This is a genomic window from Pantoea sp. X-Soil-OKNW-713 (genome assembly GCF_059730685.1).
Genome location: NZ_AP035995.1, coordinates 59635 through 73530, shown reverse-complemented (window position 1 = coordinate 73530; position 13896 = coordinate 59635). Strand labels below are relative to the sequence as shown.

Sequence of the window (13896 nt, the reverse complement as noted above, 5' to 3'; positions counted from 1 at the left end):
TCAGGGCTTCACTTGATTTTTGAACCTTTTAAAACTCTAATAGTAGTACATCTGCGTCAGCAGTGATCGGAATATTCCTAACAACTCATGTAAAATCTAATATCGATTTTACTGGCGCAACGTCACTCAATGAAAGAATGCAGATATGAACGAAAAAAATAACTTCGACATCGTCCGACTATCGCTCGCCTTTATCGTGTTACTGGTGCATTCGGCAGAAGTGACGAGAAATGCTGACATTCGTTTCCTCTCGCACTTCCTGAATAGTGATTTTGCCGTAAGAGGATTTTTCGCAATAAGTGGTTTTCTTATTGCAAAAAGTTACTTGAGAAGTAAATCGCTGACCTCCTATTTTATTAAACGTGCACAACGCATTCTCCCCGCCTATATATTCGTGGTGATTATGTGTTTCGTGATTGGGATGTGCGTCACCACGCTGCCTCTGGTCGATTTTCTGAAGAACAAAGAATCGATTAAGTATCTCATTGCGAACTTTTCGTTCCTCAACTTCATCCAGCCTTCGCTGCCCGGAGTGTTTACCAATAACCCCAACCAGCCGATGGATGGATCGCTGTGGACGATTAAGGCCGAGCTGACGCTTTACGTACTGCTGCCCTTTGTGCTGCCGCTGATGAAGAAGAGCCCGTTGAAAGTCTGGACGGCGATTTTCATCATCTCCAGCCTGTGGTTCTTCTTTTTCTCGATGGTGTATACCGGTCCGAAAGCCGATACCCTGGCGAAACAGTTTATTTCGCTCGCCTCTTTCTTCTTCTTTGGCAGTCTGCTGGCAACGCATCAACCCACTTTTGACCGCCTGAAAGAGATCACCATTGTTTCGCTGGTGCTGTTTTTGTTGTTCAAAAACACCGACTACTCCTTCCTTATTGAACCCATCGCGTTCTCTTCCGTGGTGATTCTGTTCTGCACCAACCTGTGTAGCGAGATTAAAATCAGCCAGTATGGCGACCTGTCTTACGGCATGTACCTCTACCACTGGCCGATTATTCAGCTGCTGCAACACTTTGGGGTTTTCACCGCCAACGCTTACCTGGGCTTGCTGATGACGATAGTTATCACCCTGGCGCTGGCCTACACCTCATGGAATTTGCTGGAAAGCCGCTTCCTGAAACGCGCGCACCACACGCCACCCTCCATCGCCGGCAGCACCGCACGCGATTAAAGCGATTTATCGCGCAAATGAAAACAGCGCGATAAATCGCGCTGTTACGGGGTGTGGGTATTGTGATTCAGATGGTGGCACCCATCGATAAACGATAGTGCAGGTTGACCTGTTCGATGGTCGGCAGATGGTTAATCTTTTTGATGACAATCTCTGTCGCCACTTTACCCATTTCAAAACGTGGCGTGATGACACTCGCCAGGCGGGGGGTGGTGACCTGACCAATTTCCAGCCCGTGGAAACCGGCGATTGCCATCGATTGAGGCACCGCAATGCCAGCGGCATGGCACTCCTGCAACACCCCCACCGCCAGATCATCATTGGTACACAGAATCGCGTCCATATCCGGGTAGAGCTGGCGCGCCAGCGTCATCATGCCGGTACCAATCGACACTGAGGAGACTTTGTTCGGCACAATGCGCCCTTCCGGCAACCCCGCCGCTGACACCGCATCACAATAACCGGCGTAGCGTTGTTCATCACGACGGTCCGACATGGAGCCAAAGTAGATTACGCGTTTTTTACCGCTTGCCAGCAACATTGCCGTCATGTCGTAACCAGCACGATAGTTGTCAAAACCCACATTGATACGATCGCGCGCCTCGGTCAGCCCCATCACCTCCGCCACCGGGATACTGGCCGCTTTGAGGTATTTTTCTGCGCGTACGGTGTGCACCGATTCTGTGAGGATCAGCCCTTTAATATTCAACGCCAGTACCGTGGCGATTTGTTCCTCTTCCCGTTGCGGGTTGTAGTCGTAATTGACCACCAACGTTTGATACCCCTGAGCGCTGGTCACCGATTCGATACCCGCCAGCAGGTCGGCAAAGATTTGATTATTAAAGGAAGGAATAAGCACACCAATGCGCGGCGGGCTGGAACTGGTCTGAGCAAGGTTGTCAGGATCGGGCGTATAACCGATCTCGGCAATCACGCTGGCAATTTTGTCGGCCGTTTCCGTTTTAACTTTTTCCGGCGTACGTAAATATCGGCTCACCGTCATCTTGGTGACCCCCGCCAGGGTGGCAATATCATCCAGAGTGATGCGCTGCGTTTTCATCGCGATATCCGCAAAGACGGCCTTTCAATCAACGTATTATGCCTGCTGCCCGGAAAAAAATGAAACCACGGAGTGCCGCTGCTACAGCCCCTTTTCAACGCGTCTTTTCAGAATGAAAATTCCAGTAAAAAGCAAGCCGTGCAACCTCCCCCTTCGGCAAAAATGACAAAAAACCTATCATTTCATCTGGATAAACATTAGTCGATTTAACTCAAACCATAATTTTCGCAACACGCCTCACACATTTCGGAAAAAATGATCCAAAAATATCCATTTAGAAAATATATTTCAATATTGAGTACCCTGCGTGAAGAAACGGAACATCGACAACCTACAACATTCCTCTTTCTGGACAAGCAACGTTCAGGCCGTAGAGACAAGGGGCTATAACAATGAATACCAGGCAAAAACGCTACAACATGAAGTATGTCATCCTCTGCTGTACCGTCGCCGCATTTGGCGGACTGCTGATGGGGTATGACTCTTCCATCATCTCCGGTGCCATCGAACCATTAAGTGAATACTTCCAACTGACGCCAGCAGAAACCGGCTGGGCAGTGTCTAACATCCTGCTTGGCAGTCTGGTCGGCTGCTTTATCGCGCCACGTTTGAGCGATGTGCTGGGACGTAAAAAGTCTCTCGCCATCACCGCGTTACTGTTTACCGTTTCGGTCATTGGCACCGCCATTGCGCATAATTTTACGGTGTTCGTCATTTTCCGCATGATTGGTGGCCTGGCAATCGGCCTCGCTTCGGTGATCTCTCCCATATATCTGGCCGAGCTGTCACCCTCCAAATTTCGTGGCCGCACCACGGCGCTTTATGCGGTGTGTTGTGTCGGTGGACAATCGGTGGTGCTGCTGACCAACTACTTCATCACCAAATCGATGCTGCCTGACGCGATGATCGCCCTGGGCTGGCGCTACATTCTGGCGACGGCGCTGGTGCCGTGCACGCTGTTTATCTTCTTTATCGCCTTTATCCCGGAATCACCACGCTGGAACGTGCTGAAAGGCAAGTACGATGCCGCGCTGGATACGCTGACCAAAATCTCCAATCGCGAACATGCGGAGAGCGTCTTTAGCGAGATCAAACACTCGTTCTCCGCTGAGACGGCAAGCCAGCATAAAGCGCGCTTCCGTCTGGATAAAACCACCGTGCCTTTGCTGGTGATCGGCATCGGTCTGGCGGTAGGCAACCAAATCAGTGGCATTAACGTGATTCAGTATTTCGGTCCGACGCTGCTGAAGAATGTCTCGGGGAGTGTCGATTCGGCGTTGTTACAAACCTTCTGGCTGTCGGTCTGTCAGTTCATCGGCGTGCTGGCCGGGATGACGCTGATTGATAAAGTCGGACGTCGCAAGCTGCTGCTGCTTGGCGCAATCACCTCCTGCATCTTCCTCGCTTACTCGTTTATTGCCTTCTACTATCATCTGCCTGGCCTGCTGCCGGTGATCGGCCTGTTCGCGTATATGATTTTCTTCGGCATGACCTGGGGACAGATTGTCTGGACGGTGCTGGGTGAAATCTTCCCGACGGAAATTCGCTCCATCTGCGTCGGGATCTCGATTTGTGCGATGTCGATGGCAAACTTTGTCATCAGCACCACCTTCCCGATCATGAACAGCAATCCGCTGCTGATCGACATGTTCCACGGTGGTTTCCCGCTGCTGCTGTTCGCAATCTTCTCACTCGGTATGTACTTCTTCACTTTCCGTTATTTACCGGAAACCGCTGGGGTATCGCTGGAGAAAATTCACGGTCTGGTGCTGGAGAAGTTTAATGTTGAGGCCGAAGTGCCGGCCAGTACCGGCAGCACGAAAACCAGTGAATCGCTGAATATTCCGCGTCATTAACACATATAGCGGCGCGCGATAAATCGCGCCGCTACGCATCGGAAGGGAGGTTAATCCATCCGCTGCTCATACTGTTCAATCACTGCCAGCGCCAAACCGTTGGCAGGATCAATACGCTGCGGCAGAAAATGCAGCGCGGTATGGGTGAAGGTAAACGCCAACGTACTCGCCTCCGCCGCCTGCTGTACGGCTCTGGTAAAGACCGGGCAGGCATTCCACGCGGCATCAATCATTATGCTGGCCGGATTAAGCAGTAGCATCACCTGACTCAACGCACTGCCGAGCTGCGCCCCTGCCTCACTCAATACCGCATCCACAATCGCTGGTTCACTGTCACGATTTTGCCAGCGCAAACCCGGCTTGCGGCGCAACAGTTGCTGTTGAATGGCTGGCTGACTGACCAGCGCTTCCAGGCAACCCAGGCGGCCACAGCTACAGCGTGGGCCGTCAGGCTGTACGGTGAGATGCCCTACTTCACCCGCGGTCCAGCTACTGCCGGTAAACACTTCACCGTGCTGCACCAACGCCCCGCCAATCCCTTCGGCAATACGGAGATAGAAATGGCTTTGGCTTTTGTCTAACGCCAGTTGCTGCACCGACAGCAAAGCCGCTGCCTTGACGTTATTCATGATGCGCAGTGGCAGGTCAATCCCGCGCCGTAGCGGCGTCAGCAGATCAACATCCTGCCAGCCAAGATGGGAAGAAAAATGCATCCAACCGCGTTGCGGATCGACGATGCCAGGAAAACCGATCGCGATGCCAATCAGTTCCGGGTGCGCTGCACGCAGGGCCTGGCAGCACTCCACCAGCTCCTGGAGCAGTAACGCCGGGTCGCTGGTTTCCGAACGCCAGGTTTGCTCGGCAATCACCTGCGAGAAATAGTCGCAAACTCGCCAGTGTATCGCCTGCCGTTCGACCATAATGCCCGCACTTTTGAGTTTCTCCGGGCGGAGCGATATCTCGATTTTCGGTCGCCCGGCAGCCGCGACACTCACCGGCCCCAGTTCGTTGATTAACCCCTGCGCCAGCAGATCATCCACAATCAGCGAAACGGTATTTTTGCTGAGGGTTAATGCCTGGGCTAAATCCTGGCGGGAGGTCACTCGGGTTTGCCGCAGCTGCGTCATCACCCGCTTCAGGTTATTCAGTCTTAGTAACGCTGGCCCTTTGCCCATCGTTTTCATGACAACCTCAACCGGCAGAATGGTAGAGGTTCAGTGTAGCAGTGTACGGGTGCGCTTTATCTCAGACTTTGTTGTCATTTTTGACGTAGCGCACCAGATAAAATGAGGTTGGATAATTAATACTCATCGCCGCGCACGCGGCTGCGGTAACTTTCCCAATCGAAGCGTACCCACAAGCTGTTGCCCAGGCGCATACGGTCCATTACGCGCTCGCCCAATAGCGCGTTCATACCGGCAGGGTCGAGGTTTGACAACATGCCCGTCGGGCGTTTCGACGAGGAGCGGCGATCAACAATCTGGTTGATGATCACTTTTTCATAGCGTGATTCGCTCTGCATACCGATCTCATCGATCACCAGCAGATCGACGGTGCTGAGATCCTGCAACAGGCGTTCTTCGGTGATATCGCTGCCGCCGCTGAAGGTGCCTTTCATGCTCGACATCAAATCTGCCACGGTGACAATCAGCACGCTTTTACCGCGAATAATCAGATCATTGCCGATAGCCGCCGCCAGATGGTTTTTACCGGTGCCAGGGCGGCCGGAAAACACAAAGCTGGAGATACTGTTATCAAAACCCGCAGCGTATTCCCTCGCCAGACTCAACGCTTTGCGCTGCCCTTCGTTTTCCACCCGATAGTTGTCGAACGAGCAATTCATATGCAACTCACGGATACCGGAACGGCCCATGATGCGCTGCATTTTCATTGCGCGGTTTTCACGCACAATCGCCTCAGAACGCAGACGACCCTGCTCCTGATTCCAGGCCAGCAGCTCCTCGCCACTGGTGAATTTTGGCTTTACCTCTGTCGGCATCAGTTTTTTCAGGCGGTTGAATAGATCGTTCGGCGTTTTCATCATTCACCTCGAAAACCATCGGGAATATCATAATCAGTATTGCTGATCTGCGTGATATCGCGCTTCGGCTGACCGCCATTGGCGGCCCGGTTCATCTGCACGCTGCGCGCCAGTTTCTGTTGCCACTGCACATGATGAAACAGACGACCTTCAGCCTGCCAGTAAGCCACAAAGGTCGCCAGCTCAGCCGCCGTCACCGGTTCACTCAGCGCCACACCCCAGATTGCCGCCTGACGTTGAAAATCGGCATCGGGCTGCCAGCCCGCATACATGGCAAATTTACCGACCGGCGTCGCTATCGGGGCAAGCGGAGTGTCAAACAAACTGTCATCCAGGGTGACATCGTTGGGTTGCAGCGCGGCGGCTTCCAGCGCCAGCAATTGCGCCAGCCGTTGTGGCGTCAGCGCATAAAACGCCGGCGCGTTATGCTGCAACACCGCCAGCGTGCCGTTTTCTGCCTGTTGCAGCACCGCGATCGGGTCATGGCAAAAGCCATCTAACCCGACCAACGTAGAAGTTAAGATTTTGACTGACATGAAGAAACCTGACGTTGACAAACCCAGTGCGTCGAACGAATTTCCTCGTCCGACGCTATGGTTGCAGTGTACCTGTTTTAGCGCGCAGGATCGCCAAAAAAGGTTAGCGGGTAGCGATCTGAGGCTGGGCGTGATTCATATTGGAACTCGCTTTGGCAGCAGCCGGGGCGTTAGCGAGCTGGGGACGGGTTTGCCACAAATAACGCACCGAGGCGATGAGGCAAAGACTGTAACCCAGCAGCTCACTGCCTTCCTCAGCCATATTTTTCACCACGCGGTTGTAGCCATCCAACATCAGATGTTCCCATAGCTGGTGCATACCAAACAGGCGTGAGAACACCAGCACAGCCAGCAAGCCACTCGCCATCATTTGCCAACTCCGGTGCTGAACCAGTTCGACCAGGCCCGGTAAAATCTGTTTAGGCTGACGCAAGGCCATTGCCAGTGAGGCTGCGGTGACTGCCAGAGCAAACCACACCCAGCAGCCATGCTTGATGATGTCGAACAGAAAATCCAGCTCGCGAATCAGCATGCAGGTAAAGAATCCACCTACCAGAATCAAAGCGGGTCGTTGACGTGAGGCGATAAAAAACAGTCCGGCGTTAATTGCCAGCATGATTTCTTGCGTCACTTCGGTGAATGAAGTCTCCTTCATCGCATCGTTCATCCAGTTGACGTCGATGTAGACCATCGCCATCGCAAAAACTAAAACCAGCCCACTGATGAAAAAAGCCGATAATTCACGGCCAAGTATAAATAAATTGTCGCGCATGTTGTTACCAATGATAATGATTAGCATCCTTATTATATTTTTATCATCCTTATTTACTTCTCATTTTATGCCGATTAAAAACTGGCGCTGACGCCGAGGCTATAAATGAACTGCTCACCGCTGCTCATGGCACCGTTTTGCGAGAATGAGGCAAAAGCCGACAGATGTTGCCCCAGCGGCATATTGGCGCCGACGCTGACATCCATCCAGTTGTTCTCCCGTGCGATCCCCTCATCACTGCGCGGGGTGAAATTCATCTCCCCCAATTGGTGGCTGTAGCTAATCTGTGCGTAGGGGGCTATCCAGCCAAGGCTGGAATCAACACGCCACCCCAATGATGCAATATGATCATCTTTATCAGGTTCAACGAAGTCGCACTGCGGGCAGCTCAGCGGTGACGAGTCGACAGCGTATTGCGCCACCGGCCCGGTCGTCAGCGTTTCATTGACGGGTAACTGCCAGCCTGCCGACATGCGATGAGTAAAAGGGCTGGCACCAACGCTGGCCGCTTCGGTATGGACGCTGATCATGGCCTCACCCGGTGCATTCAGCGCGGCATCCATCAGATTATTGGTGCTATTTTCTGTCAACATCAGGTGATTTTGGGAAATTTTTTCGGCAAGTATGGCGTTGTAATCCGGCGAAGCTACCGACTGACCCTGGCTGTTCTCATCCCAGGCCAATACCGGGCAGGACACGGCAAATAGCCATGCACACCCCATCACCAGCGCAAGATTGTGCTGGCCTGACCGCTGACTTTTCTGCAACATGAAAGACTCCTGACGAGCCAGATAGGAACCGGGCGTTTAGGTATTGGATATAACAGTTATCGGCGCCCATTGATTAACTATTAACCGATTATTGAATACGTCAAGGGAAACGAAGTATTTTCCTCTGCTTAAGGAGTGATGCAATGCAACGATGTGGCTGGGTAACACAGGATCCGCTCTATCTGACGTACCACGATACTGAGTGGGGTGTACCGCAAACCGATAAGCGCGCCTTATTTGAAATGTTATGCCTTGAGGGCCAGCAGGCGGGGTTGTCATGGATTACCGTGTTAAAAAAACGCGCCAACTATCAGCGAGCATTTCATCAGTTTGATCCGCAGGCCATCGCGTCAATGGATGAACAAGATCTCGATCGCCTGATGCAGGACAGCGGGTTAATTCGTCAACGCGCCAAGCTGGCGGCGATCATTACCAATGCCCGCGCTTATCTGGCGATGGAAGCCAACGGAGAGGACTTTTCCCGCTTTATCTGGGAATTTGTCAATAACACGCCAGTTTTACACAATTATGCCGACTACAAACTGGCCCCCACCACCTCCGATCCTGCTATAGCACTGTCAAAAGCGCTGAAGAAGCGTGGTTTCAAATTCATCGGCCCCACGATTTGTCACTCGTATATGCAGGCTTGTGGCTTGATTAACGATCATCAAACCGATTGTTTTTGCCATCCCGCTAACCGTTAAGGCATTTCTTTACAATTTAAGACTTATTCTCACGTTTTTTCCCATGATTTGACGGCATAATCAGCACCGTTTTGGGGTTTTTTCCCCCACTTAAATCTAAGGGACTTTTAATGAATAAGCACATTGTTGCACTTGCCTTGTTACTGAGTGGCAGCCTGGCCCTGTCCGGCTGTACGACTAACCCCTATACCGGCGAATCGCAGGCGGGTAAATCCGGCATTGGCGCTGGTCTTGGCGCAGTGCTGGGCGCGGGTGTCGGCATGATGTCGTCATCGAAAAAAGATCGCGGTAAAGGCGCACTGATCGGCGCGGCGTCTGGCGCAGCATTAGGCGGCGGTATCGGTTATTACATGGATGTGCAGGAAGCGAAACTGCGCGACAAAATGCGTGGTACCGGCGTTAGCGTGACGCGTCAGGGCGATAACATCGTGCTGAATATGCCGAATAACGTCACCTTTGATTCCAGCAGCAGCAACCTGAAACCGGCGGGTGCCAACACCCTGACCGGCGTGGCGATGGTGCTGAAAGAGTATCCAAAAACGGCGGTCAACGTGACCGGATATACCGACAGCACCGGCACGCGCGCACTGAATATGCGTCTGTCGCAACAACGTGCTGAAAGCGTGGCCAGCGCGCTGATTGTGCAGGGTGTCGAAGCCAGTCGTCTGCGCACCCAGGGTCTGGGGCCGGATAACCCGGTTGCCAGCAACAGCACCGAGGCAGGTAAAGCACAAAACCGTCGCGTTGAAATCACCCTCACCCCACTGGGGTAATAATAAATGGGCCTGCATAGACAGGCCCATTTTGTCTTTTTTTACGCCACTTTTGGCACTTGCTGCTACCCATTACTGTCAAATATTATCAACCGATAGAGCCGCCGATTTCTTTATGTTAGCTTGATCAAAAATTGATCAATGGAAGCCCATCATGTCGCTGAAAGCCATCGCCTCCGTTCTCGGACTTTCCGTTACCACCGTGAGTCGTGCACTGAATGGCTATGATGATGTGGCAGAAGTTACACGCAAACGTATCGAAGAAGAAGCCAGCCGCCGCGGCTATCGCCCCAACGCCGCAGCCCGCCGTCTGAAGACCGGCCGCGCCAACACCGTCGGACTGGTGTTTCCCGACAGTTCCCTGCCCCTGAGCGACAGCCATTTTATTGAATTGCTGCAAACACTCGACCAACGCCTTGCCCGCGATGAAATCGACCTGCTAATGCTGGCCGATAAACCGCAGGACCAGCAACGCACCTTGCGTATGCTGCGCAGTGGTGCCATTGATGCGTTGATCGTCACCCATGCCATGCCGCAGGACATTCGCCTGCAACGGCTACAACAAAAGGGGTTTCGCTTTCTGTCACTCGGTCGCAGCCAACTGGCGCAACCTTATGCCTGGTTTGATTACGATAATTACGCCGGGGTAAAGCTGGCGACCGATCACTGCCTGGCCGCGGGATTAACCCGCCTGGCGTGGCTGGGAGGTAATGAACCCAGCAGCTTTGTGCGCGATCGCCGCCGGGGTTTCCTTGATACCGTCACTCAACATCAACCGCTGCCTGTTCCGTTGATGGCTACCGTACCGCCCTCACGCCGCGCCGGATATCAGCAAACCGCGGCCTGGCTGGCTGAGGGACAGCAGCCACAGGCGATCATCACCGATTGCAGCCCGCTGGGAGAAGGGGCCGCGATTGCACTGCAACAGGCCGGACGGCTCAGCGGCCCACAGGCGATCCGATTGTTTGTCTACGACGGGCTGCCGCATGATTCCATCATCGACCACCCGGTCAACGCCATCCTGCAATGCTCACAACAGCATGTGGGTGAAAAACTGGCGGAGATGGTGCTGCAACTGCTGGAGGGGACACCGGTCAATCAGCTACAAACCTTGTGGCAACCGCGTCTGTACCTCACTTCTGACTAGCCGATTCTTGCAGAGCGGCGTTCCTGTGGTAGTCTTCGCCTGTTTCTTTTGAACCAGGTGTATGCAATGAAGACCAGGCCGCCCCGCGCGACTATCAGCGATGTTGCCCGCACGGCAAAAACCGGTAAAACCAGCATTTCACGCTACCTCAATGGCGAACAAAATCTGCTGTCGCCCGATCTCAAAGCGCGTATCGAACGCGCCATCGCCGAACTCGACTATCGCCCAAGCCAGATGGCACGCGGGCTGAAGCGTGGCCGTACCCGCCTGATTGGCCTGATCATTGCCGACATCACCAATCCCTATTCTGTTGATGTGCTGAGCGGCATCGAAGCCGCCTGCCGCGCCCACGGTTTTACCTTGCTGATGTGCAACACCAACAATGAAGTGGATCTTGAGCAGCATTATCTGCAACTGCTCAGCAGCTACCAGGTGGAAGGCATTGTGGTAAACGCCGTCGGTATGCACGAAGACATCCTCAAACGCCTGCAACAGTCGATGCTGCCGATGGTGCTGATTGACCGTAAAATCCCTGATTTCGCCTGTGATGTGGTGGGCCTGAATAACCCGGAAGCGGCACAACTGGCGACAAAACATCTGCTGGCTAATGGCTACGAAGCGCTGTTGTTCCTCAGCGAACCGCTTGGCAGCGTCAATACCCGCCGTGAGCGTCTGGCGTCGTTCTTCAGCACCGTGGCAACCCAACCTGCGGTACAGGCGGAAAACGCCGAAGTTGCGCTGCACCAACCTGAGCAGATGGATGCCACCCTGCGCGATTTCCACCAACGCCATGCCGGAAAACGCTGCGCGGTGATGGCGGCTAATGGCGCACTAACGCTGCAAGTAGCGCGCGCGTTGCAACGGCTGAACCTGAGCTGGGGCGAGTCCATCGGCCTGCTCGGTTTCGATGAACTGGAGTGGGCCGCGCTGGCAGGCGTCGGCATCACCACCCTCAAACAACCCACCTGGCAAATCGGTTATGCTGCGCTGGAAAAAGTCATTGCGCGTATTGAAGGCGATGACCATCCCGTCACAGAACAAGTGTTTTCCGGCGAGCTGATCGTGCGTGGTTCCAGCCAGCGGCTGGGTTGATCGAAGCGGCGCGATTTATCGCGCAATTTTGAGCCATCCCGGGTAAACCCCGCGCGATAAATCGCGCCGCTACGAATCGTGCCTTCCTCATACTAACGGCTCACTTCGTGAGCAGGATCATACTTCCGACGTCTGCATCTTCCTTTTGGAACCGGTTCCATCTAACGTTTTTATAACGTTTGGGAGGCCGTGGGTGCCCGGAGAGATGAGATGAAACCAGAAATCATTGTTGTGACCGCTGCTTACGGCAGCAGCAAAGTGGCAGAACTTGGTGGTCAGTCGGCCCTGCTGCCGTTGATTAAACAGGCGGGAGCGGATGGCGTGGAGATTCGCCGCGAGCTGTTCAGCGCGGAGGATTTATCGCAGCTTCCCGCACTGGGTGAAGACATTACCCGCCAGGAATTAAGCGCCTGTTATTCGGTGCCGGAAACGCTGTATCTGGCCGATGGCGCACTGAACCCGCATCTGGCGCAGTTCCTGTCCGAAGCACAACAGATTGGCGCGCAGCAGCTGAAACTGTCGCTCGGTCACTTTATCGATCTCCATACCACCGCCTTAGCCGCCGTGCTGGCCGCTTCTCCCGTCAAACTGGTGGTGGAGAACGACCAAACGGCCGACTGCAAACTGGCTCCGATGCAGCGCTTTTTCCATCAGGCGCGCGATGCGGCGCTGCCGCTGGAGATGACGTTTGATATGGCGAACTGGCGCTGGACCGGCGAAGACGCACGTCTGGCCGCGCAGCAATTGAGCCATTACGTTGGCTACGTGCATGTCAAAACTGCGGTACCGCATCGCGACAGCTTCCGTGCTATCGCGCTGGATGACAGTCCTGAAGACTGGCGCGCCCTGCTGCACGCTCTGCCTGCGGATGCGCCACGCGGCATTGAATTCCCGCTGGAAGGCGACGATCTGCTGGCGGTAACACGCCATTACGTTGACCTGCTGCGCGCCCGCTAAGGAGTTGCTGATGACCACCCAACTTGATGTCGTCACCATTGGCGAGGCGATGGCGATGTTTATCGCGCAGCAGACCGGCGATCTGGCCGCTGCTGACCACTTTATCAAACGGATCGCCGGTGCCGAGCTGAACGTGGCGATTGGTCTGGCGCGCCTCGGCTTACAGGTCGGCTGGGTCAGCCGCGTCGGTGATGACAGCTTTGGCCGTTTTACCCGGCAACAGCTGGAAAAAGAGGGCGTGGATCACCGCTGCGTCACCACGGATGCCCGCTACCGCACCGGTTTCCAGCTTAAATCGCGCGTCGAAGATGGCTCCGATCCCGAAGTGGAGTATTTCCGCAGCGGTTCCGCAGCCAGCCATCTGTCACCGGATGATTTCAACGCCGATTACTTCGGCAACGCACGCCACCTGCATCTGAGTGGCGTTGCGGCCGCGATTTCCGACAGTTCGCTGGCGCTCTGCAAACATGCCGCCAAAGAGATGCGCGCGCACGGCAAAACCATCTCGTTCGATCCAAACCTGCGTCCGGTGCTGTGGCGCAGCGAAGAGGAGATGCGCAAGCAGCTTAATCTGTTGGCGGAATATGCCGACTGGGTGCTACCGGGCGAGAAAGAGGGACGGATTTTGACCGGCTACCATCAACCGGAAGCCATCGCTGATTTCTACCTCGATAAGGGGGTCAGAGCGGTGGTGATCAAAACCGGCAGCGATGGTGCCTGGTTCAAAACCGCCGCAGGCGACAAAGGTCTGGTGGCGCCGATTCGCGTCGACAAGGTGGTCGATACCGTGGGTGCCGGTGACGGTTTTGCCGTCGGCCTGATCAGCGCCCTGCTGGAAGGAAAAACGCTGCCGCAGGCAATGCTGCGCGGCAACAAAATTGGTTCGCTGGCCATTCAGGTGGCGGGCGACAGCGAAGGACTGCCAACGCGCGCCACGCTGGGCGATTACTAATTCCGTCGCGGTAACCTCCCTCTCCCTTAAGGGAGAGGGTCGGGGTGAGGGTCATC

Annotated in this window: 14 protein-coding genes; 8 read left to right on the top strand and 6 right to left on the bottom strand. The window is 54.3% G+C overall.

Going from position 1 to position 13896, the window contains the following annotated elements; genetic code table 11:
- Positions 1 to 145 precede the first annotated feature (145 nt).
- Positions 146 to 1180 carry an acyltransferase family protein gene (locus AC6I8R_RS00365; protein WP_415175192.1) on the top strand — a complete coding sequence of 345 codons (1035 nt, stop codon included), beginning with the start codon at positions 146 to 148 and terminating at the stop codon, positions 1178 to 1180.
- A gap of 67 nt (positions 1181 to 1247) precedes the next feature.
- Here the strand turns inward: AC6I8R_RS00365 and AC6I8R_RS00360 are convergent, their stop codons facing one another.
- Positions 1248 to 2240 carry a LacI family DNA-binding transcriptional regulator gene (locus AC6I8R_RS00360; protein WP_013507234.1) on the bottom strand — a complete coding sequence of 331 codons (993 nt, stop codon included), beginning with the start codon at positions 2238 to 2240 and terminating at the stop codon, positions 1248 to 1250.
- Positions 2241 to 2632: 392 nt separating this feature from the next.
- Here AC6I8R_RS00360 and AC6I8R_RS00355 point away from each other — a divergent pair, with 392 nt between their 5' ends.
- Complete coding sequence (locus AC6I8R_RS00355) at positions 2633 to 4096, top strand: sugar porter family MFS transporter (RefSeq protein ID WP_497831778.1); 1464 nt, start codon at positions 2633 to 2635, stop codon at positions 4094 to 4096.
- Between the two features lie 50 nt (positions 4097 to 4146).
- Here AC6I8R_RS00355 and AC6I8R_RS00350 read toward each other — a convergent pair whose 3' ends face one another.
- From AC6I8R_RS00350 to AC6I8R_RS00330, 5 genes are all read right to left on the bottom strand, one after another.
- Positions 4147 to 5280, bottom strand: coding sequence for an ROK family protein (locus tag AC6I8R_RS00350; protein WP_208724486.1), 1134 nt, complete (start codon positions 5278 to 5280; stop codon positions 4147 to 4149).
- 116 nt (positions 5281 to 5396) lie between these two features.
- Positions 5397 to 6137, bottom strand: coding sequence for a replicative helicase loader DnaC (dnaC, locus tag AC6I8R_RS00345; RefSeq protein WP_021183682.1), 741 nt, complete (start codon positions 6135 to 6137; stop codon positions 5397 to 5399).
- Positions 6137 to 6673, bottom strand: coding sequence for a primosomal protein DnaT (gene dnaT / locus AC6I8R_RS00340; RefSeq protein WP_497831777.1), 537 nt, complete (start codon positions 6671 to 6673; stop codon positions 6137 to 6139). The genes dnaC and dnaT overlap by 1 nt, the downstream gene beginning before the upstream one ends.
- A gap of 103 nt (positions 6674 to 6776) precedes the next feature.
- Positions 6777 to 7445: a hypothetical protein gene (locus tag AC6I8R_RS00335; RefSeq protein WP_036625895.1), complete on the bottom strand. Its 669-nt coding sequence runs from the start codon at positions 7443 to 7445 to the stop codon at positions 6777 to 6779.
- Between the two features lie 74 nt (positions 7446 to 7519).
- On the bottom strand, positions 7520 to 8215 hold the full coding sequence (locus AC6I8R_RS00330; protein WP_415175194.1) for an autotransporter: 696 nt from the start codon (positions 8213 to 8215) through the stop codon (positions 7520 to 7522).
- 143 nt (positions 8216 to 8358) lie between these two features.
- Between AC6I8R_RS00330 and AC6I8R_RS00325 the strand changes: the two genes are divergently transcribed.
- From AC6I8R_RS00325 to AC6I8R_RS00300, 6 genes are all read left to right on the top strand, one after another.
- Complete coding sequence (locus AC6I8R_RS00325) at positions 8359 to 8919, top strand: DNA-3-methyladenine glycosylase I (protein WP_415175195.1); 561 nt, start codon at positions 8359 to 8361, stop codon at positions 8917 to 8919.
- 110 nt (positions 8920 to 9029) lie between these two features.
- Positions 9030 to 9692, top strand: a complete 663-nt coding sequence (locus AC6I8R_RS00320; RefSeq protein ID WP_208724483.1) for an OmpA family lipoprotein — start codon at positions 9030 to 9032, stop codon at positions 9690 to 9692.
- Positions 9693 to 9846: 154 nt separating this feature from the next.
- A complete protein-coding gene (locus AC6I8R_RS00315) occupies positions 9847 to 10839 on the top strand; it encodes a LacI family DNA-binding transcriptional regulator (protein WP_415175196.1) in 993 nt (330 codons plus the stop codon).
- Between the two features lie 66 nt (positions 10840 to 10905).
- On the top strand, positions 10906 to 11931 hold the full coding sequence (locus tag AC6I8R_RS00310) for a LacI family DNA-binding transcriptional regulator (RefSeq protein ID WP_021183675.1): 1026 nt from the start codon (positions 10906 to 10908) through the stop codon (positions 11929 to 11931).
- Positions 11932 to 12141: 210 nt separating this feature from the next.
- Positions 12142 to 12888 carry a sugar phosphate isomerase/epimerase gene (locus AC6I8R_RS00305; protein ID WP_497831776.1) on the top strand — a complete coding sequence of 249 codons (747 nt, stop codon included), beginning with the start codon at positions 12142 to 12144 and terminating at the stop codon, positions 12886 to 12888.
- A 10-nt stretch (positions 12889 to 12898) separates the two neighbouring features.
- The gene (locus AC6I8R_RS00300; RefSeq protein ID WP_497831775.1) at positions 12899 to 13840 is read left to right on the top strand and encodes a sugar kinase; all 942 of its coding nucleotides are present in this window, start codon (positions 12899 to 12901) and stop codon (positions 13838 to 13840) included.
- Positions 13841 to 13896 lie beyond the last annotated feature (56 nt).